Raw genomic sequence first — 25,376 nt, forward strand, 5'->3', positions numbered from 1 at the left:
GGCGGTGGTGGCCCCAGCGGCCGTCCCGGTCGTCGCGGTGGTGGCCCCAGCGGCCGTCCCGGTCGTCGCGGTGGTGGCCCCAGCGGCCGTCCCGGTCGTCGCGGTGGTGGCCCCAGCGGCCGTCCCGGTAGCCGCGTCTATGGTCGTCACCGTGGTCGTGGCCACGGTCGTGCGTGGCATGAGATACCACCGAAGGCGCGGCGGCGGCGCTGGCGCCAGTGGCGCCGCCTACCAGGATGGCGGCCGCGACGCCCAGCGCGGCGGCAAAACGGGAAACCCGCATTCCGTGCTCCTTTCACGGCAGGTGCCTAATGCGCCTGCCTGGGTCGGACATATTCATATTGACGTCCGCAAGGCAGCGTTAAGTCCGACTCGCCGTCAAGGACACCTCATGTATCGAAAAATCACTGAACCGGGAACCGGCGTTTGGCGTGTCGGCGTCACACGCGCGCGTACGGGTGGCTGCGGGCGTAGCCGATCCGGATGTCGGCTGTCAGCTTTCGAACTCGGCTGCATTGAAGTCCGAAGTCGCCTGCACACACCCGTGGTTGATCGAACGGTCATCTCAGTGTGGCGTCGTTGCCGTCGCGTGCGCAGGGCCTCCAGGTGCTGGCCTGTAGGCGATATCCGAGGGTTCCCGTTCGCAGTGGCGTTCGATGGTGGCGCGTATACCCGTCGGCGGCGGCGCAGCCGGCACCGGGACGATCGTCACCACCGGGATCGAGGACCTCTACTGGCGCGCCAGCCCATGGCGGTCGGCCCAGGCGTTGATCGCCGCGGCCAGCTCCTCGGGGCGGTCCTCCGGGGTGTGGTGGCCAGCGAGGCCGTGTTGGGAGACTTCCAGGCCCGCGATGTTCTCCTCGCACCAGGCCACGGTCCCCTGGTCGGTCATCGCGCCCGGGCCCGGCTCGAACGCGGCGAGCAGCTTGGGGACTTCGGGGCTGGCGGCCAGCCAGGCGTCGTAGTGCTCGACGCGGGCCACGACGTCGGCGGGCTCGGCGTCCAGTGGCATCATGCGTGTCCACGCCAGCACCGGGCGGCGGCTCTGCGGGGTCGGGAAGGGGCGGCGGTAGACCTCCAGGTCGGCAGGGGCGAGCGGCGTGGCGAGCGTGTCCGGGAGCCCCTCGATGAACAGCGACTTCTCCAGGATCATCTCCTCGCCCACCCCGGGGGTGCGCAGGAGGGTGAACAACTCCCGCCCGGTCGCCGGGAACTCGTCACCGACCAGCGGCTTGATGATCGTCTCAGTAAAAGCGAGGCCGCGGACACGGTCCGGGAGACGGGCGGCGCGGTCGAAGGCGAGTGCGCCGCCCCAGTCATGGCCGACGAGGACGGCCTCGGCAAGGCCGAGGGCGTCGAACCAGGCATCGAGGTAGCGGGCGTGGTCGTCGAAGGAGTAGGCGATGTCGGGCTTGCCGGAGTCGCCCATGCCGATGAGGTCGGGGGCCAGTAGGCGCCGGCCGGGCGCGGCCACACCCGGCAGGACGTTCCGCCATAGGTGGGAGGAGGTGGGGTTGCCGTGGAGGAAGACGATCGGCAGCCCGTCGGGGTCGCCGGACTCGCGGTGGTAGAGGGTGCTGTCGAGGACGGGGAGGGTGGGCATCGTGGTGTCACTTCGCTTTCCGTACGGGGTTGAGGCTCAGGACGCGGTCGACGGCGATCTCGATGACGACCAGGTCCTGTGGGGCGGGCGGGGCCTCGCGGTAGCGGGCGGTGTAGCGGCGGACCGCCTCGACCAGGCGCGCGGGGGCGTCGGTGACTGCGGCCCGGCCTTCGAGGGTGACCCAGCGGAAGCCGTCCGCCTGGCAGAGCGCGACACGGGCCGCCGGTCCGCCCGCTGACACGTTCCGGGCCTTGCGGGCCCCCGCCCGGGTGGTCACCCGGACCAGGCCGGTGGCTGCGTCGAAGGTGAAGCGGACGGGGGTGACGTGCGGGGTGCCGTCGGGGCGGAGGGTGGTGAGGGTGGCCGTGCGGGGGCCGACGAGGAACGCTCGTGCGGTGGCCGGGAGTTCGACTGTCGCCCGGATCACTTCTTCTTCACGCCCTCGTTCCAGATCAGCTTGGCGATGTTCGGCTTCACGGCCGTGGTGATGACGCCCATGGCCGTGTGGACGTACCGCCGCTCCTCAAGCTCGCGCAGCATGCTCGCGGCCAGGTCGGCACGGGCGGTGAAGACGCCGTCGGCGCTGGTCTCGGCGGTGTGGAAGTCCGTGACGACGGGGTGCTCGAAGAGGCCCGAGGGCCGGACGAGGGTCCAGTCGAGGTCCGTCTGACGGATCATCGCCTCCATGCGGCGCATGTCCTCGTGGAGAGTGCGGCCGAGGCGCCGGTTCACGAGCGGGTCGAGCACGTGGTTGAAGAAGTGCGCGCCGGTGGGGCGCCAGCCCGGGTCGGCGATGCTGGAGCTAACGGCGAGCAGGCGCTTGACGCCGTGACGGGCCATGGCCCTGGTGATGGCCATGGCGCTCGCCGAGTACATGGTGATGGTCTCCTTGCTGAAGCGCGCGCCCAGCGCGGACAGGACGGCGTCCGTCCCGCCGATCGCGGCAGCGACGGCCGCCGGGTCGGTGGCGTCGGCGACGACCATGGCGAGGCCAGGCCGCTCGGTGAGGGAGCCGGCGCGGCGGGTTACGGCGACGACCTCGTGGCCGGCTGAGAGAGCCTGGTCGGTGAGGTGGCGGCCGGTCGGTCCGTTGGCACCGAAGACTGCGATACGCACGGTGTCGGGTCATCCCTTCGTGTGGTTCCTGGAACGCCCTTGACTGTGCCGATCATGAAACTCAAAGCTCAACGCTGATGAATAACGCCGCCCGTACCCGAGGCCGCCCCCGCGGCAACCCGCCGACCCGCGAGTCGATCGTCTCGGCGGCCCGCGCGCTGTTCCTGGAACGCGGCTACCGGCGCACCACTCTGCGTGCGGTGGCCGAGGCTGCCGGGGTCGACCCGGCGCTGATCGCGTACCACTTCGGATCGAAAAAGGGCCTGTTCGCGGACGTGATGCAGTTCCAGTGCGCCAACGCGCTGGCGGTGGACGAGGTCCTCGGCGGCGACCCGGCAACCCTCCCCGAACGCCTGATCGACGCGGTGACGGACCTGTGGGAGGACGCCGACTTCCGTCAACTCACCACCCAGGGCGACGAGGCCTCCGAAGTGCTCCGCGAATACCTGGAACACGAGCTGCTGGTCCGGCTTGTTGAATTTCTTGGCGGCCGGGACGCGACCGCCCGCGCCACGGCCGTGGTGACGATCCTCGGCGGCCTGATCTACACCCGCTACCTCAACCCCCTCCCCACCCCCGCCACCTTCACCCCGTCCGAGACCCGCCACGCCCTCACCCCGGCGCTGCGCGCGGCACTGGCCCCGAGGCCGCGCACCGCGGCAACCACCAGAGCAGGCAGTCGGCGCTGAGGAGCAGGAAGTCCCCTCGTCCTGCGTGCCGCCGGACTGTCCCAGTGACCGCGCTCGTGAACGAGGCAGCATTGGGTTCTGGCGGGGCGTCCGGGGTGGCCGACCGCGCGCGGGGCAGGGCGCACCAGCGAACCCGGGCGACTGCTTCCGCCAGGGGCCCCCGGCTTCGTCCCCGCGTGTCGAACAGCTGGGAAGGCCGGTAGGAGGCAAGCCAGTCGTCGAGCTGCGACAGCTGGTCGACGTCGGCGCGCGGGTTTGTGAGAGGTGTCTTGTGCAGAGCGGGCGTACCGATGAGCGTCTGGCCGCCGAGGGTGACAGGGTCGGTCCATCCCTTGACGCAGCGCAGGACCAGTGCCGTGGGCCGGCCTACGACAGTGGCCTCCAGGGCGTCCCGTAGGGCGGCGTGGAAGGCTGTGTGCTCGGCCTGCGATCCGGCGGTGACGTGGACGATCACGGCCCGCCATCCGATACCGGCGAAGTACGCCCGGAGCCGGACGTCGTCCAGTCGTCCGAGCAGTGACGGACCGCCCATGCGGAAGCCGTTCACGTGCACCACGGGAAGTACTGCGGTACCGGTGAGATCTCCGTGGGCGCGCCAGGCCGCTGCGGTCGTCGGGGTCTCGCACTCGCCATCACCGATCACAGGCTCGACGACCCTGTCGGGAGCGTCGAGCGCGACCCCTTGGGCGAAGGGCAGGCAGCCCCCGAGTCGTCCACCGAGAAGGGCACCGGCCGGAAGCGCCGGGGTGACTTCGGCTCCGAGCCCTTCCACGTCAGGGAAAGCCCGGGAGAGCCGCCGCAGACCGTCGGCGTCCGGTCCGAATTCCGGGCGCAACTTGCCCAACTCGGCTGTCACCCAGGAACGCCGAGAGCTGGACCACGCCGGCATGACCGGCTCCGAGGAGTGGCACGAGACCGACTTCCCCGTCGAGAGCCCCGGCGGCAAGGGCGAGGTGGGTCAAGGCGAAGGCGGTGCCCGGCACGGTCCCCCAGTGGCCGGACGGTCGCTCCTTCACGTGTTCGGCGGTAAGCGGCTGGTTGAGCAGGACGTTGTCCCCCTGGTGGAGTTGGCACACCGAGGCGTAGCAGATGGCTCTCCACAGAGCCTCGGCCAGAACCGCATCGTTCTCCATCACGCGCAGACCAGGGTCTCGTCAGCGAAGGTGAAGTACCACAGGGGGCGATAGCACTCCCATGCCGTGGGCCGCCGCCCGGAGGGCTCCATGATCTTCTCTATCTCGGCGCGGGCGCGGAGGTAGTACTCAAGCTCAAGGGCTCCGGAGGCGCGCAGGCCAGCCATGATGCGGTTGTGGGCCTGGTACACCTGGAAGTTCGGGAACTCGGTCACGTACGGCGCGAGGGTCTCCACGCCGGTGCGGAGTGCGTCGAGGTCGTCCAGGCCCGCGATGTACGTGAACGACGTCCCGTGGCCGGCGGCGACCGCCCGCCTTAGCACTTCCGTCATAGAGGCCGTCGTCAGCACCGCTTTGCTGGCCTTCAACAGGAGGTCCCGTCGCGTGAAGCATTCAGCGGTGAGCCGGAGCACAAAGGGGCCGATGTCGGCAAATGTCGAAGCAACCCCACAGGCTTGCAGATGGCGATTGCAAGCGCCCCACCAGGCGCAACCCACTTTGTGCAAGGGAGATGCACCAGTCCCTTCGCCTTCGTCAAGGACCTGACTCTCATCGGGCAGGGACAAGCGATCCTCGATGGCGATCACGCAGGCACCACTGTCACGATCACCGGCGGCGCCCAGGTGCGACTCTCCGGAGAAGAACAGCGTCCCAGACACGGCGCAGGTAGGCCACGTCTGAAACCGGGCAGTCTCGCTGCCGACAAGGCATACGACAACGGCCCCGTCCGCAAGTACCTGCGACGGCGGGGCATCCGCCACACGATCTGGGGGGGAAGAGTGACAGCCAGGCCGCCCGCCTGCGCAAGAGCTCACGCGCGGACGGCCACCCAGTTTCGACGAGGACCGCAACAAGAAGCGCGTGCCGGCTCATGCGATCTGGGTGGTACCAGGGAACGCCGTCGCTGTCCGCGGCGGCTCCGCCTCGATGTGCGCCAGATCAGCGCGAGACTATCGCGCCAGAGACCGCCTACCAATGCGCTGTTCTGACGTCCACGACCGTCATCAGTGGCGCCGGAGGCTGGCGCTCCGGGGCGATCCGACATCGTCAGCGTGGCCTGGTGTCTTTCGGGCAACACCGAGCAGTTCACCAGGTAGAAGGTGCGGTTGTCGGGTACTTGCAAGAACGATGTTTACCCAACGGCAACGATCCCGCCACGCCCCTGGGAGAAAAATGACGATCCCGCTGGACACCCGGTCCTCTGAACCCTCGCAGGCATCGACGCTTGCCGGACGGTACGAGCTGGGTGAACATCTGGGGGCCGGCGGTGCCGCGGACGTCTATCGCGGCACGGATCTGCGGCTCAGTCGTCCGGTGGCGGTCAAGGTTTTCCGGCCGGGGAGCGGCACGGGCCTGAAGGACCGGTTCGAGGATGAAGCTGTCGTCCTGGCCCGCTTGCACCATCCGGGACTAGTGACCGTCTTCGACGTCGGCCGCCACGAAGGGCAGGCCTTTCTTGTCATGCAATTGGTCGAGGGCAGCACCCTGCGCAGGCGCATCACCGAAGCGACTATGACCGTTCCCGCTCTTGTCGAGCTCGGGATCCCGCTGGCCGAGGCCCTCGGACACGTGCACCGGGCGGGAATCCTGCACCGTGACGTCAAGCCGTCCAACATCCTGCTGGACGCGCAGAACCGGCCCTACCTCACTGACTTCGGCATCTCTCGGGCGATCGACGCCACCGCGTCCACGCGGGATGGCGCCATCGTGGGGACCGCCGCGTATCTGGCCCCCGAGCAGGTCACTGGCCGTCGCGTGGAGCAGAAGGCCGACATCTATGCTCTCGGTCTTGTACTGCTGGAGTGCCTGACGGGTCGGCTGGAGTACGAGGGCGCCCCGCTGGAGTCCGCGGTCGCCCGTCTGCACCGGGCACCGCGGATCCCCAGGCGACTGCCCGCGGCACTACGCGATCTGCTGGGTTCCATGACCGCGATCGAGGCGGCGGACCGGCCCGATGCGCAGACGTGCGTGGCAGTCCTGTCGAGGTTGCAGCGGAGCGAGGCCGCCGCAGGCACTTCGACAACGGTAGGCGGCATGCTGGACGGCGTGCGTTCCGGCTCCGAGTGCGGAACTCATCGCGCAGGCAGCCGATCGGTCCTCCGGAGTCACAGGATGACGCTCGCCGCAGCCGGGGCGATGGTTGCCGCGACAGCGATCGGGATGACCGTGCCGACGTGGGGCTCCGAGGCCCCAGCCGATCGGAGGTCGTCCGCGACCCCGCCCATTTCTCAGAAGACTTCGGCATCCGCCGAAAGCAGGGAACACGGGGCTGAGAACAGCGCTGCCCCGCCTGCCCGTACGGGAGAGCCGGTGCCCACAGCCGTAGCGGCCGGGGACTTCATTCCGGTTCCGGCGACGCCCCTTTCGTCTCGGCTCCCACAGCCGGAACAGGCAGACCACAAGGACCACCATCACGCCAAAAAAGATTCGGCAACGTCCCTCGCGTCTCGGTTCTCACGACCAAAACCGGCGGGCGACAAGGACCACCATCACACCGAGAAGGCGACGAGGGACAGGGCCAGGGATTCCGAATCCAGTGGGGAACACCTGGCCAGGAGCGGGCCAAAGGCAGGGAAGCACACGCCGGACAAGGGCGGAAGCCGAGGAAAGCCGCACCGGTAGCGACAGGAGGGACAGTCTCGCTGTATCGAGTGGACGCAGCAGCACAGGGCAGCCCCGTACCAGGGGCCGTACCAGTCGTCCTGGCAACGAAGCTGGCAACGAGCTAGTCAAAGCCGCCGACAAGAAGCAGCTCGCTAAGACGATCCCCCCTTTACGGCCGCGTCGATCTCTTCTGTATTGACGCGCTCGGCTACATGGAGCTCGATCGCCGCGGCGCCGAACTTCCCTTCCGAGTCCTGATCGAGCGCGAGGGAAGAAGAGCGTGGCCGGAGTCCTTCACAGGATGGGCCAGGACCTGCACCCGACTCCCGCCTCTGCGCTGCCGCCGAGACCGTGCTCGAGTGGGAGGGACTCTCGACCAGGGAAGGTGTCGCCGGCGGCATGGGCCAGGTTGCCGCGAAGGCTGCTCTGCCTGGGGTGATCGGTAAGGCTGTCGGTGCCGGTCTCGGGGTTGCTATAGAATCCGGTCGCACCGTCCGCGTGAACTGGGCCGACGGCAATCAGTCCATCATTGAGTTGCCGGAGAAGTTGTTCATGATCTTCTCCGTATTGCTTCCTGCGCGACAGGGAGCTGGCCCTGCCGGACCGCGCACCCCAAAACCCACCAGGGAGTCTTCACCTCCGCCATGTGACTCGACCACGAGACCGACACTGGGAGCCGCAGCGCAGACGCCGTCCCGGGCCACCCGCCGCCCGCTCTTCAACCACCTGGCTGCCCCGGCCGCCGGTGTCCCCGTCTACCACGACCAGGCGAAGGCCATGCTCGACGCCCACGAGGCCGCGGTGCGCGCCGAGACCCTCGCCGACGCCGAGGCCGTGCGCGCACTGCGGCACGCCTGGACCATAAGGGAGTCGGCAGTCCTGGAGGAGACGAAGCGCCATGCTGCACGCTGCCGCCCCACCGACGCCTGCCCTGCGACTGTTGCCCCCCATGTCGGCACGGACTGCGAGGGCTGCGCCCACTGCGAGTGCGGCTACACCATGGGGAAGTAGTGCGCCGCGGCCGGGTGCCCCTCACGCGCCGGGCTCACCACCACCCGCACCACACAGCAGGGCGTCGGGCCCGGGGCGGCTGCCGAACCGGGTGGTGAACGCGATCCCGGCGGCGTACTCGTTCGCTGCGCACTGCCCCTTGTAGTCGCCCTCGGCGAAGTCACCGCCCGCCGCCCCGCCAGGACGGTTGTCGGACCGGTCGAACCACACCGTGCGGACGGCTCCCGCGAGCGCGGTACGGCCCGGCGCGCACAGCGCCGCCGACACCCGCTCCCCGCGCACGCTGTAGCCGGTCACGAGCGCGCCCGGCGGGCACTGGAGCTTGGTGTACCCCGACGCCCAGTCGCCCCCGGCGGGCACGTACCGCTCGTCGGTGACGACGGTCTGCCCCGCGTCCGTGGCCGGAGTCGCCGTGCCGGCGTCGGTGCACAGGCCGCGGCCGCTGGTGTGGCCCAGGCCGATCAGCCGCAGCCCGTCCGGGCAGGCGGCCTTGCGGGCCCCGGGGTCCCAGTCGCCCGCGGCCCGTGCGCGCAGCGACTCCACCGCGTCGCCGTGGTCGGTGGCGAGCATCCGCCAGACGGGCACGGATGCCACAGGGCCGGTCGTGCCGGGCGCGGACATGAGGTGCCGCCAGGCCGTCCCGCGCCAGTCGGCGCCGTCCAGCACACCGGAGCGGTGCCCGGCGCCGTCGTAGCGCAGCAGCGCCCAGTCGTCGTGGCCCTCGAAGCCGACCAGCGGCCAGTACGCGAAGTCGGTGTCGTGGTCGGTGAGGTAGTCGGTCATGTTGCCGAACCAGGTGCGGGCCACCGGGTTCGTCTCGCCGCTCCCGATGCCGAACTCACTCACCCAGACGGGCGCGGTGTAGTGCCGGCCGCTCTCCTCGACGAAGAACGCCTCGTCGTCCAGCGCCGCGCCCAACTGCTCGCGGGTCATGTCCTGGTAGCGCGCGTCGTGCGTCTCGCCGATGCCGGTGGCGCCGCTGTGGTGCGGACCGGTGTAGCCGTAGAAGTGGGCCGAGTACACCAGCTGGTGGGCGTCCACGAGGGTGTGCGAAAGCGTGCGCACGGGGGTGAGCTGCGGCCGTCCGTGCGGGAGGCCGTCCACGGGCGGGCCGGTCCAGTTGATGCCCTCGACGACGATGAGCAGACGGGGGTCGCCCTCGGTGAGGATCCGGTCCGCGGCGAGCTGGGCGGCCGCGTACCAGTCGTGGTCGTCGCCCAGGCCCCAGTTGGGGTCGTCCAGGACGTTGCGCCTGACCTCGTTGTACAAGTCGGCGCCCACCACCCCCGGGACCCGGGCGTAGCGGCGGGCCATGAAGACCCAGTCGTCGGCCCACTGCCGGGTGGACTGCCCGGTGTTCCACCGCTCGTTGCCGTCGACCCCGCAGCACCAACGGGAGGTGTCGGTGTGGTTGTTGAGGATGACCGCGAACCCGCTCCGGCTGAGCGCGTCCACGACGGCGTCGTAGACCTGGAGCGGCGTCCTGCCGCGCAGCTGCGGGTTGGCGGTCACGGCGTTGTCGGGCACCGAGGCCGTGCTGTGGATCATCTCGTTGGAGAACGGCAGCCGGACGGTGTTGATGCCCAGTTCGTGGAAGTCGGTGAGCAGCCCGTCCAGCGGCACGCGGTCGAGACCGAGCGGTATCCCGTGGGAGTCCTGGCCCGCGTGGTGGCTGGCGGGATCGCCGATGTCGCCGCTGCCCGTCCACGAACCCTGCGCGCCGTCCCAGTTGGCGCCCTTCAGCCGGAAGCGGTCACCCCGGGCGTCGACTATGTAGCGGCCCCGGGTGGACAACGGCGGATACCAGGTCTCGGCCGCCGCCGAGGCGGCGGTCGGGGCTGGTGAGCGGGGCGGCGGCGCGGCGGACGCCGTCGTTGTCTGCGCGGTCAGGAGCACGAGGCCGGCGACCGCTCCGGCCAGACGCAGGACAGTTGGTGCCATCGACATGTGGCCAGCCCTCGGTTGGTGTGGGGGAACCGTTCTCCGAGGCTGTACGGTGCCCTGTCCCGCCGGGAACGTCCAGACGGCCGACGCACGCGGCGCCATCCGCGCACCGCGGCGGCTCAGATGTAGCTCAGGCCGCTTGCTGTGCCTTCCGCCACGGTGACCGCATCAGCACCGGTTCGAGCGGCAACGACCGTTCACCAATGGGGGGAAGCACACGGAACACGAGCGTGCGGTACTTGAACGCGATCGCGTCGATCACCTGCCGGTGATCCCGCCACCGCCCACGCCGCCGAGGGCTCCGGTCTGGCAGCAACGGCTCGGTGCGGGCCCACTGGGCGTCAGTCAACGACGCACCCAGACCAACGATCCGATGATCTGAAAGAAACGACCTAGTGATCTGAGTCAGAGATTCGTCGGCAGTAGGCGGCGACTTTGTCGAGGATCTCGTCGGCTGTCTTCGTCCAGACGAACGGTCTGGGTTGCTCGTTCCAGTCGGCGACCCAGGCCCGGATGTCGCGTTCGAGGGCTGGGACGGAGCGGTGGACGCCGCGCTTGAGCTTCTTCTGGGTCAGCTCGGCGAACCACCGCTCGACCAGGTTCAGCCAGGACGCGCTGGTCGGCGTGAAGTGCAGGTGGAACCGTCGGTGGGCCAGCAGCCACCGTTTGATGTCGGGCGTCTTGTGGGTCGCGTAGTTGTCCAGGATCAGATGAACCTGCAGATCAGAGGGGACTTCCTTGTCCAGCTTCGCGAGGAACTTCTTGAACTCCGCCGCCCGGTGGCGGCGGTGGAGGGAGCCGATGAGCTTGCCGGTGGCGACCTCGAGGGCGGCGAAGAGGGTCGTGGTGCCGGCCCGGACGTAGTCGTGGCTGCGGCGTTCGGGAACGCCGGGCACCATCGGCAGGACCGGCTGAGACCGGTCCAGGGCCTGGATCTGCGACTTCTCGTCCACGCAGAGCACCACAGCCTTCTCCGGAGGATCGAGATACAGACCGACGACATCGCGGACCTTGTCGATGAACAGCGGGTCGGTGGACAGCTTGAACGTCTGCGACCGGTGCGGGGCCAGGGCGAACGCCCGCCAAATCCGCGAGATGGTCGACTGCGACATCCCCGTGGCCGCGGCCATCGACCTCGTCGACCAGTGGGTCGCGTTCTTCGGCGTCTCCTCAAGCGTCTTGACGATGACCCGCTCGACATCAGCATCGGTGATCTTCCGGGGGACGCCGGGCCGCGGGTCGTCGCACAAACCGTCCACTCCCCGCTCGATGAAGCGCCGCCGCCAGGTGCGGACCGTGTCCGGAGCAATCCGCAGTCGGCGGGACACCTCCATGATCGAGTGACCATCGGCGCACTCCAGCACGATCCGCGACCGCTGAGCCAACGCCTGAGCCGTCGTACGGCGACGTAACCAGCCCTCCAGCACCGCCCGTTGGGCATCAGTGACCGACAACGGCGGAATCTTCGGACCCGGACGACTCATGCCCGACTAACGACAAATCTCTGACTCAGGTCACTAGTAGTGCTTCGTTACGTCGCGTGATCTCGGCTGGTTGCGGGCATCTTCTCCGGTATGAGGCTGGGGGAGGTGGAACGACTCCGGGGTAAGCAAGGGGGAGTTTGTCGGTTCGTGTGGCCAGGCCGCGCCACTGCTTGAGTCGGTCGATGCAGCGCTCGACGGTGTTGCGCTGCTTGTAAGCCTCGCGGTCGAAGCCGGGTGGGCGGCGGCCTCGCCGCTGGCGGTGGCCAATCTGGTCGGACGGCTGCGGGATGACCGCGCGTATTCCCCGGCGCCGCAGGTGAATGCGGATGGCGCGGGAAGAGTCGAAAGCGGGTGCGTCACCGCGCACCGGCGAGGGTCACGTGGCCGTGCGCCCCTGGTGAGCAGCGCATGTGCACGTTTCGTGGCCGGTGAGCAGGGCGCGGGCTCGGGCGAAGTCCCGGTCCAGGTGCCGGTAGGCATACGACAGCATGACCGGCGCCGCCTTCCGCGCGGCCGCGAGGGCCTCGCCGCGGGCCTGCTCCGGCTGCCGCCCCTACAGGTAGTGCCACCCGAGTACAGCGGCCGCGACCAGGGCCGCCACGAGGACGAGGCCCAGCACCGCGGTGAGCATGCTCCGCCCGGCCTTGCGTGGGGGCGCGCCGTCCTCCGGCTCCTCCTCGAACGACTCGGGCTCCGGCGGGTCCTCCCAGCCGTTCGGCGGGGGCTCGACGACGAGGGTGCGCCCGGAGCGAGTCCGCTCTTCCTGGCGGGCGCCGCGCTCGGGGCGTGCGGGCCGATCGGGGCGTGCGGGCCGCCCGGCGCGCGTGGCTGCTGGGCGGGCGGTCGCGGTCATAGCGCGGCGTGTCGGTGAGCCGGTGCCGCGGGTGCGGGAGGTCGGGTTTGCCATGGTGTCTCTTCTCATCTATGGCCTCACGGGTGGGTCAGCCCACGAAGGCGACGTCGGTGGTCAGTTGTCTGCTGGCCATGCGCTCGGGGTCGAGTTGGAGCCGGTAGATGCGTGCCTGTCCGTCGGGTGCGGCGGTGGTGGTCACCTTGCTGTCGGCTACGGCCAGGATCCGGGCCGAGCGCGCGTCAGACCGCACGATGCCCGCTTTCAGGACTGCCATTGTGGGTGTGCTCGCGCAGCGGGAAGGCGATGTTGTCGTACAGGTTCATCGAGCCGAACAGCGCGCCGAACCGCTTCCGCACCTCGTCCAGGTTGTGCTCGTGCAGGCGGGTGATGGTCCGGCCGCGACCTTCACCGAGCGGCGCTGTGGCTTAAGCAGCCCCTCGAGCGTCTTGAGGAACACCGACGTGCCCGTCCCCGAGGGTCGAGCAGCATGGAGACTTCCTCGGCGGGCAGCGTCAGCGAGATGTCCTGCCAGATGACCTGGTGGCCGAAGGACTTGGTCAGCCCTTCCACACAGGTCTCGACACCCATCCCGTTCACCCTTCGGCCTCGTGTGCGCTCCGACTTCTGCTCTACGGGGTGGGGAGGGGCGTCCGTCGCGACGGACGAAGATTTTTTTGCGAACGCGTGTACGGCGCGATGGCAGCTTGGACGACGGCGTGCGGGAAGGCGTTCTCGGGGTGGGCACGGAGAGCGGAGCGGCCGGTACGGCCGGGGCCAGGGGCGGTTGACGGGACCGACGCGGCTGCCGACCTCGTCGGCAGGCCCGGCATGGCGGTCGGCAGGCCCGCCACCTTCGGCACCTGGGGTATGTGTGGGACCTGCGGCGCCGACAGCTCTGGGAGCGGGGACGCGGACACGTCCGGCAGGGGCGTTCCCATAGTGGGTCGGAGCGCCCGGCCCCAGGCCCCGGGCGTTGAGTGCGAGGGACTGGGCGTCCCAGGGGCGCGCCCGCGGCCCGTGGCCTGGCTGCGCAGGACCTGCGCGTCGCTGGACGCGGCCGGCCGCGGCGCCGGACCGTTCCCGTTTCCGCCTGCGCCGAGCGCGTATGGCAGCACGAACCCTGCCACTGCCAGGGTTGCCGCCATCGAGGTGACCGCGACCGCATGAGCTTCGCCGCCCCCAAGCAGCCGCCCGCGTCTGATCAGGAGCAGCACCAGCCCGAGCGTCCCGGCCAGCGAGGCCCGCAGCGTCCGCCGGGCCCGGGCGAGCAGCGACTCGACGGTCCGGTAGCTGAGCCCCATCCGCACCGCGACCTGGCTCACGTCCAGGCCCTGCGACTTCAGCCGGAGCGCCTCCGTCTGCCGGGCGGGCAGCTCACCGCTGCGCACGGCGAGCCACTTCGCTTCGGCCCGGTCGCACACCGCCTCCTCGACGGGTACCGGGCCCGACGCGACGAGTGTGGGGCGGCTGCCCACCTCGGCCTCGCGGTTGACCTGCCGGTACCGGTCGACACACAGCCGCATCGTCACCCTCGTCAGCCAGGCGCCGAGCCGCTCGTCGTCGAGGTCCGGGCGCTCCGCGGCTCGCAGCATCGCCTCGTGCACGGCGTCCTCGGCGTCCTCCTGGCTCATGGATCGCCGCCGGGCCACCTTGAGGAGGTGCTCGCGATGGCTCCACATGCGCTGCCAACGCTCGTCGGTGGCCGCTGTGTTGCCAGGCATGTCCGTCGCCATGAGGGTCCCTTCGCACTCACCCGCCGGTCCTGTGCTTCCGGCCGGTCGCGACATTACCGCCGAGTAGCGGCGGTTGTGGAGGGGGAGAGGCAGGCGGTGTCGTAGCGCGGCGGGCCCTCTTTACCGCAGACCCTTTGGGGACGAAAAGGACCCGCCTTTCAAGCCTCGGCCGTCGGTGTGGGCCGCCGGACAGGCTCAGGCCAGCTGACCAGGCACTACACGGGAGGGGCCGCCCGATAACCAGCCCGGCCAAGAGCCGGAATGGCCGGTCAAGGGGGCCGCAGGCGACGCCGAAGGCGCCCTTGACGGGACGTTCCGGCTCTCATCATGAACAAGCGGGCGGCCCGGCACCACACTCACCTGCCATCGTCGTCCCTCTGGGCGACTGCTTCGGCAAGAACGAGCAGGTCACCGCCGTCAGGCGTTTCAGCGACCGTGTGTCCGAGCTGGACCAGCAGCCCAGAAACGGCAGCCTGCACGATCACTCGCATGCTGTCGTCGCTGGGAGGACGGGCGGCTCGTTCACGAGATAGCGCGACGAACCCGTCCGAAGCAGACCAGCTGATCACAACACCTTCAGACACTTCGCGGACACGCAGGCCAGGGTCATCACCGTCGCCGTCACCCAGCACCTGAAAACCGGCCTCGATCAGGGCAGACCTCACCTGCGACACGAGCTCAGCAGGCACACTTGACACCCGTGTCGCCTGCCCACAAGACCACCGAACATGCCACCCAGGTTGCGGCCGGTCATGCCGACCGCCCAAATGCTCGGCGGCTACTCCACACACTTGTTCCGCGCGGGTCTGTCCGTGCACGCATGCCTGCTGGTGGGGAAGCCCTGTCAGCCTCGGCCTGCAGCGCCGTCGTCCGGAATCGCCCAGGCGGGTCAGGCGGGCGAGGCCGTCTGCCGTTGCCGCCGTGGCAGGCCGGGGCGCGAGCCGGAAACAGGGACGGCGGCGCCCGGTCGCGGCGGACTGAGCACGGGCCCGGGGTTGCGCTGCTGCCCTGCGTTTTGCCGTGTGCCGGCGGTCGCTGTGCCGCGTTGTGGCGTGAAGTGGGCCACTTCGCTTGTGGGCACGCCGAGCAGGCGCGCGGCGTCACCTTGACTGACATGCAGCTTGTCCACGAGCTCGCGAACAGCGGCAGCGATCGCCTGGTCCTCGGCGGCCACCGCAGCCGCCCGGCGGTGCCGCGCTTCGGCCACCGGAGTGAGCACAGGCTCGAGTTCGGGCACCACCATGTTCAGGACGATCAGGTCAGGAGGGGCCCCGACGGCTTCGGCGACCAGGCCGCGCGCCAGCTCCTCCGCACCCTCAAGAGTGCGGCACTGAGTGTGTAGGTCGAGGCGGGGAATGTCGACGGCCCACCACCGGCCGACGCGGCGCAGCAGGACTTGAAATTGGTCGGAACTCATGCGCTCTGCCCCCTCTCCTTCCGGCGGCCGGGGCCGTGACTCACGGGCTGACCAGCCCGCGAGCTTCCGGAACTCGCTCTACCCCGAACGGCCGGATGCAGGCATGGTCAGTTGAGGCACAGTCCGAGTAGGCAGACGTCCGTCGGCGACGTCGGTACCCGTGCGGGACGGGTCTGGGACGTTCCCGCCGTGCCGTTGCTGGGCGCGGGCATCGACCGCTGTTGCGCCGTTGCATTGGAGGAGTTGGGCGCCGTGTCGCTGGTGGTCGGGGCGGTGCTGTGCGGCTGCGGCGTCGGCGTCACGGCCGGGCGGCCAGGCGCGGCGGCTTCGGGCCGGTCGATAACCGGCGCCGTGCCGGGCGAGACCACGCGGGCCTGCACTCGCAGGGTGTTGGGTGTCATCGGCGACTGCGGTTGCGAAGGCGCGTGTGACGACCGGTGAGCGTCCCGATCGGTCGCTGGCGCGGAGGCCGGACGGTTCTGCTCGGGTCGTTGATCGTCCACGGTGCCGATGCTCACGTCGTCCGGCGCCGTGGCTGCCTCGGACCGGTCGGCGGAGGTCCGTTCCATCATGGCGATGGTCAGGCCGCCTCCGACGAGTGTGACGGCGCTGGCGATCGCCGCCCGACGCTTGTTCTTCTTCCAGCGGACCAGTTGGCGCCGACGTGCCGCACGCCCCTGCTGCGCGGGCGGCGGGTCCTCGACATCGGCGGCAATGGCGGGGGCATCGCCTGTGGAATCGCTGGGCTCCGTCTCGCCGTCGAGGCCTGCGTCATGCCGCATTTGGGAGGTTGCGGTGTCCCGGTGAGGCGTTGGGGCCGGTGCGGCGTTCGTCATCGTCGGGGTCGAGTTGCTGCGGCCGTCGACGGCGTGCGGGTCGATGTCCGGGGCGTAGGCGCCGCACCCGGGGCACACCAGGGCGCCATTGAGATGTCGACGGCATGCAGTGCAGTAGTCCATCCGCGGTCTTCCTGGTTCGACATGCCGTCGGCCCGCCTGGGCCACGACCTGGTCAGGTTCGCACATGTAATCGAGCAACCAGCAACACTAACGAGGCTTTAGAAACGCTGTGTGCAGCATGTGTGATGCTCCTGCATGGATTCTTCGTGCAGACGCGGGAGAAGGCGGGCGTATCCGGGCTGAGTCCGCCGTGGCAGTGACCCGCGCCACTCCGGCTGACCAGACGCAGCGGCCCCGACCGTTACAGGCCGCAGGAGCCGCGGTCGAGGTGGAAGTATCGGGCGTTGGCCCAGCGGCGCAGCCGGATACCGATGGTGACGCCGACGATGGTGATGAGGGCGGGCAGGTATCCGTTGGCGACCTGGACGATCGGGATTGCTGGGCAAACCCGGAGATCGCCCAGCCCGTACCCAACAGCACTGCGCCGGGGATCACACCGGCGTGGATACGCCCCGGGGTGCGCCGGACCCGCAGCAGCGCGAATGCGCACACGATGATCACCACGGCGCCGTCGAAGGAGAGGAGCATGTGCAGGTCCTGGAAGGTGAACATGGGGTTCAGCTCGGTGTAGTCGCCGAAGCCGCGCACCATGCACGCGCAGCGGAAGGGAGGAATCGATCGGGGACGGTGCTGGTCAGACGGGGTGAGTCGGCGCGACGCATGCGGCAGCCAGACAGTTCACCGGGCCGATCGAGGGATGGCTGGTGGGCTCAGCTCCTCACTTGGGCGAAAACGTCGGCATAAACCGGGACCATCCATGCAGAGCCCGACGAGCGGGAACTCCTGGCAGATCTGACCGCCCCTTGGCTGGCCTGGGCGCCCAGCACGCGACCACATGTGGCGTAGGCGATCCCGCTTCAGAGGTGATTTTGTAGAGGTGCGCCCCCACCCGTGACGCGCAGGACCTGGAATGCGCTGAACAGAGTGCCCCCTGGCGGATCACGCCGCTTGCAGTCCGCGCGGGCCCGTTTACGCCCCCCGGTGGCGGGCCCGCCCGTGTTGACCTCGCAGCGTTTCGAACGGAGTTCAGGTGCACCGTTATGCCGTGCCCATGGGTTGGGTGACTGGGACGTTCTCCTCAGCGTGAGCAGCGGCCAACGCCCAGCCGTCCGTCCACGCCCGCCCAGTGAAAGCCCCCACATCTTGACCGTCTCCTTGCACGAGGCCCAGCCGGCCGGCCGGCACGCTGCCATGCCCACAGGCAGCCTGTTCCGGCAGATCTACGCACCTCGCGTGTGCGATGCCCTTGCCTACTCCATGTCGACCTATGCCATGCCGCTCGTCGTGCTGGCCACCACCGGCTCCGCGTCCCTGACGGGCCTGGCTTTCGCACTGGAGTGGATTCCCCGGGTGGCCGCGTTCGGCTTCGCGGGCGCCCTGGTGGACCGTAGCGGCGCGGCGATCGTGTCCTTCCTCGCCTCGCTCGCCCGCGCCCTGCTGGTGGCGGGCGCCGCTGCCGCGCTGATCGCACTGCCGCCGGGTACGGTCGAGACCGTCACCGTCATGGCACTGGCCGCCGTGACGGGGGCGCTGACGCAGTTCAGCTTCATCGCCAACGAGGCGGTCGGCGCCATCGTCAGCCGCCGCACCGACAGGCAGACTCACAAGGTGCAGTCGGTGCTGATCGGCATCGACCAGACGGCCACCGTCATCGGCCCGGCTCTGGGCGGCGTTCTGCTGCTCACCGGCCCGACTCTCATGCTGGCGTGCCTGAGCGTGCTGTCTTTCCTGTCCGCCGCACTCGCGCTGCAGACACCGCCCACCCCTCTGCGTGCCGCACGCCACGGTGGACCGGCGCCGGTTGGTGGCCTGCGGGAAGGATGGCAGACCCTGCGCTCGCTGCCGTCCCTGCGACGGCTGGTGGCCGGACTGGCCTGCTCCAACCTCATGCTCGGACTGCTGCAGTCGGCCAGCCCTGTTCTCGTGGAGGACCGCTTCGGCCAGTCCCCGGCCGCTGCCGGCGCCCTCTGGTCGATCGCCGCTGCCGTCACCTTGGCCGCGGTCGTCTGCTGCCGGGCGGGCCTCGACCGGCTCGGGCTGTGGGGGGTCGGCGTCATGAGCGCGACCGTCGCGACCGCCGCCTGTCTGGCCGTGCCCCAGGCCCCTTCCTATATCGGCTACGTGACCCTCGTGGCCCTCTTCATGGCCGCCGACGGAGGACTTACCGTCGTCCTGCGCACCCTCCGCTCGCAGGTCATCCCACCCGCGGCCTTCGGCGCGACCCTCTCCCTGACCATCCTGCTCCTGCTGCTGCCCTTCCCCGTCGCGGGTGTGCTGCTCGCCCTCACCCCGCTGCCGTACCTGGACGGCCTCATCGGGGCGTGCGCCGTGGTGCAGGCGCTCGCTCTGCTGGTCACCTTCCTACGCCTGCGCAACGACCCGATCCTCCGAGCCAGGACATCGCCCGCCCGCCACGAGGCCGGCTGACCCGGCCATTCAGCAACCCCAGCACGTATGGCCGCGCAGTAGCTACGCACCACCCGGCCCTGGCCCTGAGGAGGCAGCAGGTCAGGGCTTTGCGCTTCGGGCCGACCAAGGCCGAAGTTGCTGGGGGATCACTGCGATCTGTTCGTCGTCAGCACCAGCACGGGCGGCTGCCCGGCCTGCTGCCCCAACTGGTAGCCGCTGACTTCGCGGGAGATGTCGCGGCCGTCGAGGACGACCCTGCCGTTGCCCTGGTCGGCGCTGATGCAGATCTGACGCAGCTGCTCATCCATGCAGATCAGCCTACGGACCGGCGCGGACAGCCCGGCCAGGCCAGCAAGGCGCCCTAGAACGGGGGTTGCGGCCCGCTGGGGGCCTGCTGCGTCATCGGGTCTCCTTCGTGGATACCCCGGCCTTCAGGCCGGGGAGGAAACGAGGCTCTCGCGTAGCGGGGCAGGGAAAGGCGAATCGCCGCCCGGGCGATTCGGCGTCTATGGCCACCGGCCGACACCCGCCGCTCACACGGGAACTGATAGAATGTGAGGCGTGACGCAGCAGGTTAAGCGGGCGTTCAAGTACCGCTTTTACCCCACGAACGAGCAGGCAGCAGAGCTGTCCCGCACGTTCGGCTGCGTCCGCCTCGCGTACAACAAGGCGTTGGAGGAGCGCACTCGCGCGTGGTACGGCGAGCAGCGCCGCCTCTCCTACGTGCAGTCGTCGGCGGCGCTGACGCAGTGGAAGAAGACCGAGGAACTGGCCTTCCTGGCGGAGGTGTCCTCCGTCCCTCTTCAGCAGGCGCTGCGCCACCTTCAGACCGCGTTCGGGAACTTCTTCGCCAAGCGAGCGAAGTACCCGCGCTACAAGAGCCGGAAGAAGTCCCGAGCGTCGGCCGAGTACACCCGCAGCGCGTTCAAGTGGCGTGACGGGCGACTGACTCTGGCCAAGATGGCGGAGCCGCTGGACATCCGCTGGTCGCGTCCGCTGCCCGCGGGTGCGGAGCCGACCACGGCGACCGTGTCCCGCGACGCGGCAGGACGCTGGTTCGTGTCCCTGCTGTGCGAGGACAGCATCACCCCGGCCCCCGCCACCACGGCGGCCGTGGGCATCGACGCTGGGATCACCTCCCTGGCGACCCTGTCGACCGGGGAGAAGATCACCAATCCGAAGCACGAGCGCCGTGACCGCCTCCGGCTGGCGCGCGCGCAGCGGGAGCTGTCGCGGAAGTCGAAGGGCTCGGCGAACCGGGAGAAAGCGCGGCGTCGCGTCGCCAAGATCCACGCGCGGATCGCCGACCGGCGCCGCGACTTCCTGCACAAGCTGTCTACTCGGCTCGTCCGTGAGAACCAAACGGTCGTGATCGAGGACCTGACCGTCCGTAACCTGCTGGGGCGGTGGCGTTGGTGACGCGTCCCCTCCCCGGCTGAAGCCGGGGATACCCACGCAAGATCAGGATGGCTTCGAGCGTAGGCGCCTGCTCGGACAGTGCACCGGCCACAAAGTGAGCGCCCCACCCTCACCGGACGGGGGTGCGGGAGGGTGGGGCTAAGCGCCCACCGTCCCGAACGGGGGGAGCGGGAGGGTGGGGCTGGCACACCCGTACCCCGGCCACACGGTTGAACACGCAACCGCGGGGGGCGGACCACTGCCAGGGGTGCGCACTGGCTTGTCCCCCTTTCACCAGGGCAGCAAGAGACCCCGGCGGGTAACCATCCGGCGGGGTCCCTCTATGCGTTGTTACTCGGGGCGGATGTGCTCCGCCTGCGGGCCCTTCTGCCCCTGCGTGACATCGAACGTGACTCGCTGGCCCTCTTCCAGGGAGCGGAAGCCGGAGGCGTCGATGTTCGAGTAATGGGCGAAGACGTCGGGGCCGCCGCCGTCCTGCTCGATGAAGCCGAAGCCCTTTTCGCCGTTGAACCACTTGACGGTACCGCTGGCCATGCCTGTCTCCCTCAAGGAAATTCGGGCCCCGCACCGTGCGGGATCCGGAGGTGATCGCCTTGGTCCGGAGTGGCGCTGAACAGCAAGAACGCCCGAGACGCGTGTCACGGGCGAACGGGACTTCGGAACCACGACTACTTGTAGCGACGCTACACCGGGCGAGGCCGAAGGTCACAGGTCTTATGGGATGGCGTAGGCGAATCTTCAGCGTCACGACGGCCGTTACCGGCCGACGTCGCGGCGGCTGCGGACTGCCTGCCACGCCGGCCCGGTGAGACCGATGACCATCATTCCGTCTGCAGCCTCGCGGGCGAGGATCCAGCCCTTTGCCTTGAGCCCGTCGAGCTGCTGCCGAATGTCCGGGCCTAGCTCCTCGACGAGCTGCGTCTCCAGCGGTTGCGTGACGCCGTCCACGAGCTCCGCTAGTCGGAAGACCAGCACTTCCTCCTCAGCGGTGATACGGAAGTCCATGCACTGACGCTACGTCCCTGCCGACCAGGGCGCGCGGCCACCCCTAGGCCCGGCACCATACCGAACTCTCGGTTGATGCGTTGCTTCTTCAGTGAGCATGTACCTGCCCAATAATCCACTGATGAGCCAACGCGACACACCCCCCGTGATACCAGGTCGTGCCAGACGCTGAGCTGCCCATCAGCTCCTAGGCCGCCGAGCGGGCCGCCGGGTCGCATTCTGGGCCGTCCCTGGGCCGTCCCTGGGCCGTCCGAGGCCGCTCGGCAATGGCCAATGACGACCAACGACGAACACCAGGCGCAGGAGCCCACCACCTCGTCTTTACCCTCGGCTTCGTCGTCATGCTGCTGGTCAGCGGGCTGTTGTACGTCGCTCACGACGGCCTGAGCATCGAGCTGGCACAGTCTGTTGGCCTGCTCGTCCTGTTTCTCGGTCTGCTTCTGGTCACCGAGCGCCAAACGACCGGGCGCTGGTGCAGGTGGTCCCGCCGCTACTGACGTTGCTGCAGTGATGTCGTCAAGGTGAGGCCGGTTTCGGCGAGACATCCGTTGATGAGGTTGTCGCGGTACTGGATGTGGCGGAGACCGTGTCGGAGTGTGCTGATGAGGTGGTTGGGGTCGGTGAATGCGGCGTTAGCTTGGCTGTCGCGTCGTAGCAGTGACCAGATGCCCTCGACGGGGTTGAGGTCGGGTGCATGGGCCGGCAGGGAGTAGCAGGTGATCCAGTCGTGGGTGTCGATGAACTCCCGCAGTCGGCGGTCCTTGTGGACGTTGAGGTTGTCCCACACGAGCACGGTGGGTGCGCCGAGCTGCTGGTGGGCGGCGATGAGCAGGTCGCGGTAGTCGGTCCAGGTGAAGCTGCGTCTGCCGCCGCGCTTGTGATCGGCATGCCGTTTGGGCCGGTAGGTCAGGCGTGAGCGTTCGCCGTGCTTGTGGCAGGCCAGGGCGGCGATGGAGAAGCGGCGCTGGGAGCGTCCCCTCACCCGGATGACGGGTGTGCTTCCGCGCCGGGCCCAGGTCCGTGCGGTGGGCGGCGTCATCGAGAAGCCTGCTTCGTCTTCGAAGCACAGCCAGGCCCCGAGCGCCGCCACGGACGCCGACGTGCAGGCCCGCCGCACGGACGACGGCACCGACCTGCACCCTGGCCTGAACGTCGCCGCGTTCGCCGAGGAGACGGTGGTGTCCGGGTCCTGCGTGCTGCCCGTCCCTGGCGGCGTCCCGCTCACTGACGCCGCCCTGCTCGGCTGCGCGGTGCTCACCGGCTACGGTGCCGTCCACCACAGCGCGCGGGTCGGGCCCGGGGAGACGGTCGCCGTGTTCGGCGTCGGGGGAGTGGGTCTCGCGGCCCTGCAGTCGGCACGCATCGCGGGCGCGTCGACGATCGTCGCGATCGACATCTCGCCCCGGAAGGAGGACCTGGCGCGGGCCGCCGGGGCCACCGACTACCTCGTCGCCTCGGACACCACCGCCCGCGAGATCCGCGCCCTCACCGGCAAGCAGGGCGTGGACGTGGCCGTCGAGTGCGTCGGCCGGGCGAGTTCGATCCGCACCGCCTGGGACTCCGCAGGGCGCGGTGGCCGCACCACCGTCGTCGGCATCGGGGGCAAGGACCAGGAGGTCACCTTCAACGCCCTGGAGATCTTCCACTGGGGCCGGACCCTCTCCGGTCTCCGGCTGCGTCTACGGCAACTCCGATCCGGCCCGGGATCTGCCGGTGCTGGCCGAGCACATCCGGGCGGGCCGCCTCGACCTGGGCGCGCTGGTGACGGAGCGCATCGCCCTGGACGGCATCCCGGCCGCCTTCGACAACATGCTGGCCGGCAAGGGAGGACGGGCCCTGGTGGTCTTCTAGGGCCCGTCGGGGCACTGGCCCCGGCCCGCCGAGCACCTCGGCCTCCCCGCGAGGCCGGGGCCCGAGTCATGCCGCGCCCCTGTGGACGCACAGCCCCGCGCCATGTGCAGGTAAAACTCACGGCGTTCAACCCGTTGACGTACATACCGTCCGGTCAGTACGTTCCCCGGAACCCGAGCCACCGTTTCACCGTTCCCTCTGATTCGTCCCGTTCCATCTGTTCCGTCCCCGCACCCATCGGAGCGCGCACCGCATGGACACCGCACCTTCCGCCCAGCCGCTCACCTCCACCACTCCCGCGGCCCCCAACCGCCGCCGGGTCGCCACGGCAGCCGCCCTGGCCTCAGCCGTCGAGTGGTACGACTACTTCGTCTTCGGCATCGCCGCGGCCCTGGTCCTCGGCGATCTGTACTTCCCGGCCGGGAGCCCCACCGCCGGGGTCCTCGCGTCCTTCGCCACCTTCGCCGTCGGCTTCCTCGCCCGTCCGCTCGGCGGCATCGTCGCCGGTCAGCTCGGCGACAAGCACGGCCGCAAGCCCATGCTGGTGCTCGCGCTCACCCTGATGGGCGTGGCCACCATAGGCATCGGCCTGCTCCCGACGTACGAGACGATCGGGGTCGCCGCCCCGATCCTGCTCATCCTGCTCCGCATCGTGCAGGGCGTCGCCGTCGGCGCGCAGTGGGGCGGCGCGATGCTGCTGGCCACCGAGTACGCCCCCGAGGGCAAGCGCGGCGTCTACGGCAGCGTCGTCCAACTCGGCGTCCCCATCGGAGTGGTGACCGCCAACAGCGTGTTCCTGCTGGCCGGCGCCTTCACCTCGGACAGCGCGTTCGCCTCCTGGGGCTGGCGCATGCCCTTCCTGGTCGGGCTGCTCGTGCTCGCCCTCGCCTGGTACATCCACACCCGGGTGGAGGAGACCCCGGAGTTCCGGGAGGCCGAGCGGGCGCTGGCCGAGAAGGAGAAGGGCGAGAAGAACTCACCCCTGCGCACCATCCTGCGCGGTCACCTCGGCACCGTGCTGCTGGCCGGCGGCTCCTTCGCGGTGAACACCGCGACGTTCTACATCATCATCACCGGCGTCCTGGACTACACGACCCGTGAACTGGGCATGGACAAGGGCGCTGTCCTCACCGTCTCCCTGTGCGTCAGCCTCACCCAGCTGGTCCTGATCCCCGCCTCCGCCGCCCTGTCCGACCGGCTCGGCCGGATCAGGATCTACGCGATCGGCGCGGTCGGCATCGCGCTGTGGGCCGTGCCGATGTTCCTGCTGATCGACACCGGGTCGCTGCTGTGGCTCGCGGTCAGCACGTTCGTCGCGAGCTGCTTCCTCAGCATCATGTACGGCCCCCAGGCGGCGCTGTTCGCCGAGCTGTTCACCCCGGAGATGCGCTACACCGGAGCCTCCCTCGGCTACCAGATCGCCGCTGTCGCCGGCGGCGGGCTGGCACCGTTCGTCATGGTGCTGCTGCTGAAGGCGACGGGCACCTCGATGGCCGTCTCCGGCTACATCATCGGGCTGTCGCTGATCGCCCTGGTCTCCATCAAGGTCCTCGCGGACCGGGCCCGCTCACACTGAGCCGGGCGTCCGGCCGGACCGCGGTTCCCCTGCCTCCGTCTGCTCCGGAGCCGGGACCGCGGCCGTCCGGGCCGTCGCCCCCGACCGGGCCCGGGACCGCGACACCGCCACACCCGCCAGGCACAGGGCGCCGCCCACCAGCGTGAGCGGTCCCGGCACCTCGCCGAGCGCCAGCAGACAAGGAGGAGGGGGAGCTGCTCCAGACGAGCCTCGACCGCGGCCACTTCGGCCCGTACCGGGGAGACGAGCGGGTGCTTCGAGCAGTCGGGCTCCGGTAGCTCTGGACGCCGACGGCGTGGAACGGCGCCGACCGTTTCACCGAGCCGTCGTGTCCTCCTCATCTGATTCCTTTCGTGGATACCCCCGCCTTTAGGTGGGGGAGGAAACGAAACTCCTGCGGAGCAGGGCAAGGAGCGGGGTTTCGCCCCCGGGGCGAAACCCCGTGCCCCGACCGGCAGGTTTGATCTTTACCTGTAGTCCCGCTAGTTTGTGAGCATGCCCTCTCATGTGAAGCGGGCGTTCAAGTACCGCTTCTATCCGACCGATGCGCAGGCAGCAGAGCTGTCGCGC

The 25,376-nt window shown here is 69.6% G+C and carries 27 protein-coding genes and 5 pseudogenes; 10 read left to right on the top strand and 22 right to left on the bottom strand.

Features of this window, described 5'->3' with window-relative positions; genetic code table 11:
* The 4 genes from ACFVVO_RS38040 to ACFVVO_RS38055 form a co-directional block, all read right to left on the bottom strand.
* Positions 1 to 283, bottom strand: a 283-nt coding sequence (locus tag ACFVVO_RS38040) for a hypothetical protein (protein WP_390061370.1), incomplete at its 3' end; no start/stop codon positions are given.
* 447 nt (positions 284 to 730) lie between these two features.
* Positions 731 to 1,603: a haloalkane dehalogenase gene (locus ACFVVO_RS38045; RefSeq protein ID WP_390061372.1), complete on the bottom strand. Its 873-nt coding sequence runs from the start codon at positions 1,601 to 1,603 to the stop codon at positions 731 to 733.
* A gap of 7 nt (positions 1,604 to 1,610) precedes the next feature.
* Positions 1,611 to 2,030: a pyridoxamine 5'-phosphate oxidase family protein gene (locus ACFVVO_RS38050; RefSeq protein WP_390061373.1), complete on the bottom strand. Its 420-nt coding sequence runs from the start codon at positions 2,028 to 2,030 to the stop codon at positions 1,611 to 1,613.
* Entirely contained in the window at positions 2,027 to 2,719 is a 693-nt protein-coding gene (locus ACFVVO_RS38055) for an NAD(P)H-binding protein (protein WP_390061375.1), read from the bottom strand. The genes ACFVVO_RS38050 and ACFVVO_RS38055 overlap by 4 nt, the downstream gene beginning before the upstream one ends.
* Before the next feature lie 77 nt (positions 2,720 to 2,796).
* Between ACFVVO_RS38055 and ACFVVO_RS38060 the strand changes: the two genes are divergently transcribed.
* Positions 2,797 to 3,408, top strand: coding sequence for a TetR/AcrR family transcriptional regulator (locus tag ACFVVO_RS38060; RefSeq protein WP_390061376.1), 612 nt, complete (start codon positions 2,797 to 2,799; stop codon positions 3,406 to 3,408).
* On the opposite strand, the gene ACFVVO_RS38065 is transcribed toward ACFVVO_RS38060, so the two are convergent.
* From ACFVVO_RS38065 to ACFVVO_RS38075, 3 genes are read right to left on the bottom strand one after another with little or no spacing between them, the layout of a single operon-like run.
* Positions 3,332 to 4,297 carry a hypothetical protein gene (locus ACFVVO_RS38065; RefSeq protein WP_390061378.1) on the bottom strand — a complete coding sequence of 322 codons (966 nt, stop codon included), beginning with the start codon at positions 4,295 to 4,297 and terminating at the stop codon, positions 3,332 to 3,334. The two genes, ACFVVO_RS38060 and ACFVVO_RS38065, sit on opposite strands and share 77 nt — an antisense overlap.
* On the bottom strand, positions 4,182 to 4,541 hold the full coding sequence (locus ACFVVO_RS38070) for a hypothetical protein (RefSeq protein ID WP_390061408.1): 360 nt from the start codon (positions 4,539 to 4,541) through the stop codon (positions 4,182 to 4,184). Before ACFVVO_RS38070 ends, ACFVVO_RS38065 begins: the two co-directional genes overlap by 116 nt.
* The gene (locus ACFVVO_RS38075; protein ID WP_390061411.1) at positions 4,541 to 5,128 is read right to left on the bottom strand and encodes a hypothetical protein; all 588 of its coding nucleotides are present in this window, start codon (positions 5,126 to 5,128) and stop codon (positions 4,541 to 4,543) included. The genes ACFVVO_RS38070 and ACFVVO_RS38075 overlap by 1 nt, the downstream gene beginning before the upstream one ends.
* A gap of 72 nt (positions 5,129 to 5,200) precedes the next feature.
* Here ACFVVO_RS38075 and ACFVVO_RS38080 point away from each other — a divergent pair.
* From ACFVVO_RS38080 to ACFVVO_RS38090, 3 genes and pseudogenes are all read left to right on the top strand, one after another.
* Positions 5,201 to 5,308: pseudogene (locus tag ACFVVO_RS38080) on the top strand (IS5/IS1182 family transposase); the annotation flags it as partial.
* A 406-nt stretch (positions 5,309 to 5,714) separates the two neighbouring features.
* A complete protein-coding gene (locus ACFVVO_RS38085) occupies positions 5,715 to 7,163 on the top strand; it encodes a serine/threonine-protein kinase (protein ID WP_390061380.1) in 1,449 nt (482 codons plus the stop codon).
* A gap of 759 nt (positions 7,164 to 7,922) precedes the next feature.
* Entirely contained in the window at positions 7,923 to 8,156 is a 234-nt protein-coding gene (locus ACFVVO_RS38090) for a hypothetical protein (RefSeq protein ID WP_390061382.1), read from the top strand.
* A 21-nt stretch (positions 8,157 to 8,177) separates the two neighbouring features.
* Here the strand turns inward: ACFVVO_RS38090 and ACFVVO_RS38095 are convergent, their stop codons facing one another.
* The 11 genes and pseudogenes from ACFVVO_RS38095 to ACFVVO_RS38145 form a co-directional block, all read right to left on the bottom strand.
* Positions 8,178 to 10,103, bottom strand: coding sequence for a glycoside hydrolase family 5 protein (locus ACFVVO_RS38095; protein ID WP_390061383.1), 1,926 nt, complete (start codon positions 10,101 to 10,103; stop codon positions 8,178 to 8,180).
* A gap of 127 nt (positions 10,104 to 10,230) precedes the next feature.
* Complete coding sequence (locus tag ACFVVO_RS38100) at positions 10,231 to 10,449, bottom strand: transposase (RefSeq protein ID WP_390061384.1); 219 nt, start codon at positions 10,447 to 10,449, stop codon at positions 10,231 to 10,233.
* A gap of 43 nt (positions 10,450 to 10,492) precedes the next feature.
* Positions 10,493 to 11,584: an IS630 family transposase gene (locus ACFVVO_RS38105; RefSeq protein WP_390061385.1), complete on the bottom strand. Its 1,092-nt coding sequence runs from the start codon at positions 11,582 to 11,584 to the stop codon at positions 10,493 to 10,495.
* 25 nt (positions 11,585 to 11,609) lie between these two features.
* A pseudogene (locus tag ACFVVO_RS38110) lies at positions 11,610 to 11,924 on the bottom strand (hypothetical protein); the annotation flags it as partial.
* Positions 11,925 to 12,137: 213 nt separating this feature from the next.
* Entirely contained in the window at positions 12,138 to 12,491 is a 354-nt protein-coding gene (locus ACFVVO_RS38115; RefSeq protein WP_390061387.1) for a hypothetical protein, read from the bottom strand.
* A 34-nt stretch (positions 12,492 to 12,525) separates the two neighbouring features.
* The gene (locus ACFVVO_RS38120) at positions 12,526 to 12,687 is read right to left on the bottom strand and encodes a hypothetical protein (protein ID WP_390061388.1); all 162 of its coding nucleotides are present in this window, start codon (positions 12,685 to 12,687) and stop codon (positions 12,526 to 12,528) included.
* A 10-nt stretch (positions 12,688 to 12,697) separates the two neighbouring features.
* Positions 12,698 to 13,025, bottom strand: a pseudogene (locus ACFVVO_RS38125) (ATP-binding cassette domain-containing protein); the annotation flags it as partial.
* Positions 13,026 to 13,066: 41 nt separating this feature from the next.
* Positions 13,067 to 14,158 (bottom strand): sigma-70 family RNA polymerase sigma factor, encoded by a 1,092-nt coding sequence (locus ACFVVO_RS38130; protein ID WP_390061390.1) that lies wholly within the window; start codon positions 14,156 to 14,158, stop codon positions 13,067 to 13,069.
* Positions 14,159 to 14,526: 368 nt separating this feature from the next.
* Positions 14,527 to 14,859, bottom strand: coding sequence for a hypothetical protein (locus ACFVVO_RS38135; RefSeq protein WP_390061391.1), 333 nt, complete (start codon positions 14,857 to 14,859; stop codon positions 14,527 to 14,529).
* A gap of 200 nt (positions 14,860 to 15,059) precedes the next feature.
* Positions 15,060 to 15,587, bottom strand: a complete 528-nt coding sequence (locus ACFVVO_RS38140) for a hypothetical protein (protein ID WP_390061393.1) — start codon at positions 15,585 to 15,587, stop codon at positions 15,060 to 15,062.
* Between the two features lie 107 nt (positions 15,588 to 15,694).
* Positions 15,695 to 16,546: a hypothetical protein gene (locus ACFVVO_RS38145; protein ID WP_390061395.1), complete on the bottom strand. Its 852-nt coding sequence runs from the start codon at positions 16,544 to 16,546 to the stop codon at positions 15,695 to 15,697.
* A 1,143-nt stretch (positions 16,547 to 17,689) separates the two neighbouring features.
* Between ACFVVO_RS38145 and ACFVVO_RS38150 the strand changes: the two genes are divergently transcribed.
* The gene (locus tag ACFVVO_RS38150; RefSeq protein WP_390061397.1) at positions 17,690 to 18,973 is read left to right on the top strand and encodes an MFS transporter; all 1,284 of its coding nucleotides are present in this window, start codon (positions 17,690 to 17,692) and stop codon (positions 18,971 to 18,973) included.
* 128 nt (positions 18,974 to 19,101) lie between these two features.
* Here the strand turns inward: ACFVVO_RS38150 and ACFVVO_RS38155 are convergent, their stop codons facing one another.
* A complete protein-coding gene (locus ACFVVO_RS38155) occupies positions 19,102 to 19,263 on the bottom strand; it encodes a hypothetical protein (protein WP_390061399.1) in 162 nt (53 codons plus the stop codon).
* A gap of 253 nt (positions 19,264 to 19,516) precedes the next feature.
* Here ACFVVO_RS38155 and ACFVVO_RS38160 point away from each other — a divergent pair.
* Positions 19,517 to 20,356, top strand: a pseudogene (locus ACFVVO_RS38160) (RNA-guided endonuclease InsQ/TnpB family protein); the annotation flags it as partial.
* 348 nt (positions 20,357 to 20,704) lie between these two features.
* On the opposite strand, the gene ACFVVO_RS38165 reads toward ACFVVO_RS38160, so the two are convergent.
* Together ACFVVO_RS38165 and ACFVVO_RS38170 are read right to left on the bottom strand one after the other, a co-directional pair.
* Positions 20,705 to 20,908: a cold-shock protein gene (locus tag ACFVVO_RS38165; protein WP_055489114.1), complete on the bottom strand. Its 204-nt coding sequence runs from the start codon at positions 20,906 to 20,908 to the stop codon at positions 20,705 to 20,707.
* Positions 20,909 to 21,130: 222 nt separating this feature from the next.
* Positions 21,131 to 21,379 (bottom strand): hypothetical protein, encoded by a 249-nt coding sequence (locus tag ACFVVO_RS38170; RefSeq protein ID WP_390061401.1) that lies wholly within the window; start codon positions 21,377 to 21,379, stop codon positions 21,131 to 21,133.
* Between the two features lie 266 nt (positions 21,380 to 21,645).
* Between ACFVVO_RS38170 and ACFVVO_RS38175 the strand changes: the two genes are divergently transcribed.
* Positions 21,646 to 21,876, top strand: coding sequence for a hypothetical protein (locus tag ACFVVO_RS38175; RefSeq protein ID WP_390061402.1), 231 nt, complete (start codon positions 21,646 to 21,648; stop codon positions 21,874 to 21,876).
* Here the strand turns inward: ACFVVO_RS38175 and ACFVVO_RS38180 are convergent.
* Positions 21,870 to 22,418, bottom strand: coding sequence for a transposase (locus tag ACFVVO_RS38180; RefSeq protein ID WP_390061404.1), 549 nt, complete (start codon positions 22,416 to 22,418; stop codon positions 21,870 to 21,872). The two genes, ACFVVO_RS38175 and ACFVVO_RS38180, sit on opposite strands and share 7 nt — an antisense overlap.
* A gap of 55 nt (positions 22,419 to 22,473) precedes the next feature.
* On the opposite strand from ACFVVO_RS38180, the pseudogene ACFVVO_RS38185 reads away from it, so the two are divergent.
* From ACFVVO_RS38185 to ACFVVO_RS38195, 3 genes and pseudogenes are all read left to right on the top strand, one after another.
* Positions 22,474 to 23,230, top strand: a pseudogene (locus ACFVVO_RS38185) (zinc-binding dehydrogenase); the annotation flags it as partial.
* Between the two features lie 253 nt (positions 23,231 to 23,483).
* A complete protein-coding gene (locus ACFVVO_RS38190; protein ID WP_390061405.1) occupies positions 23,484 to 24,806 on the top strand; it encodes an MFS transporter in 1,323 nt (440 codons plus the stop codon).
* 495 nt (positions 24,807 to 25,301) lie between these two features.
* Positions 25,302 to 25,376: helix-turn-helix domain-containing protein (locus tag ACFVVO_RS38195; RefSeq protein WP_390061409.1), on the top strand; the 75-nt coding region annotated here is incomplete at its 3' end.

Origin of the sequence: Streptomyces sp. NPDC058145 (genome assembly GCF_042884245.1) — a bacterium.
In the GTDB taxonomy this organism is placed as follows: Bacteria; Actinomycetota; Actinomycetes; order Streptomycetales; family Streptomycetaceae; genus Streptomyces.

What these genes read in the sequence shown, in the direction of transcription:
- ACFVVO_RS38095 (WP_390061383.1), bottom strand. Translation starts at nt 10,103, where the DNA reads ATGTCGATGGCACCAACTGTCCTGCGTCTGGCCGGAGCGGTCGCCGGC.
- ACFVVO_RS38180 (WP_390061404.1), bottom strand. Translation starts at nt 22,418, where the DNA reads ATGACGCCGCCCACCGCACGGACCTGGGCCCGGCGCGGAAGCACACCC.
- ACFVVO_RS38065 (WP_390061378.1), bottom strand. Translation starts at nt 4,297, where the DNA reads ATGCCGGCGTGGTCCAGCTCTCGGCGTTCCTGGGTGACAGCCGAGTTG.
- ACFVVO_RS38175 (WP_390061402.1), top strand. Translation starts at nt 21,646, where the DNA reads ATGGCCAATGACGACCAACGACGAACACCAGGCGCAGGAGCCCACCAC.
- ACFVVO_RS38190 (WP_390061405.1), top strand. Translation starts at nt 23,484, where the DNA reads ATGGACACCGCACCTTCCGCCCAGCCGCTCACCTCCACCACTCCCGCG.
- ACFVVO_RS38170 (WP_390061401.1), bottom strand. Translation starts at nt 21,379, where the DNA reads ATGGACTTCCGTATCACCGCTGAGGAGGAAGTGCTGGTCTTCCGACTA.
- ACFVVO_RS38145 (WP_390061395.1), bottom strand. Translation starts at nt 16,546, where the DNA reads ATGGACTACTGCACTGCATGCCGTCGACATCTCAATGGCGCCCTGGTG.
- ACFVVO_RS38165 (WP_055489114.1), bottom strand. Translation starts at nt 20,908, where the DNA reads ATGGCCAGCGGTACCGTCAAGTGGTTCAACGGCGAAAAGGGCTTCGGC.
- ACFVVO_RS38130 (WP_390061390.1), bottom strand. Translation starts at nt 14,158, where the DNA reads ATGCCTGGCAACACAGCGGCCACCGACGAGCGTTGGCAGCGCATGTGG.
- ACFVVO_RS38045 (WP_390061372.1), bottom strand. Translation starts at nt 1,603, where the DNA reads ATGCCCACCCTCCCCGTCCTCGACAGCACCCTCTACCACCGCGAGTCC.
- ACFVVO_RS38070 (WP_390061408.1), bottom strand. Translation starts at nt 4,541, where the DNA reads ATGGAGAACGATGCGGTTCTGGCCGAGGCTCTGTGGAGAGCCATCTGC.
- ACFVVO_RS38105 (WP_390061385.1), bottom strand. Translation starts at nt 11,584, where the DNA reads ATGAGTCGTCCGGGTCCGAAGATTCCGCCGTTGTCGGTCACTGATGCC.
- ACFVVO_RS38060 (WP_390061376.1), top strand. Translation starts at nt 2,797, where the DNA reads ATGAATAACGCCGCCCGTACCCGAGGCCGCCCCCGCGGCAACCCGCCG.
- ACFVVO_RS38155 (WP_390061399.1), bottom strand. Translation starts at nt 19,263, where the DNA reads ATGGATGAGCAGCTGCGTCAGATCTGCATCAGCGCCGACCAGGGCAAC.
- ACFVVO_RS38115 (WP_390061387.1), bottom strand. Translation starts at nt 12,491, where the DNA reads ATGGCAAACCCGACCTCCCGCACCCGCGGCACCGGCTCACCGACACGC.
- ACFVVO_RS38090 (WP_390061382.1), top strand. Translation starts at nt 7,923, where the DNA reads ATGCTCGACGCCCACGAGGCCGCGGTGCGCGCCGAGACCCTCGCCGAC.
- ACFVVO_RS38085 (WP_390061380.1), top strand. Translation starts at nt 5,715, where the DNA reads ATGACGATCCCGCTGGACACCCGGTCCTCTGAACCCTCGCAGGCATCG.
- ACFVVO_RS38140 (WP_390061393.1), bottom strand. Translation starts at nt 15,587, where the DNA reads ATGAGTTCCGACCAATTTCAAGTCCTGCTGCGCCGCGTCGGCCGGTGG.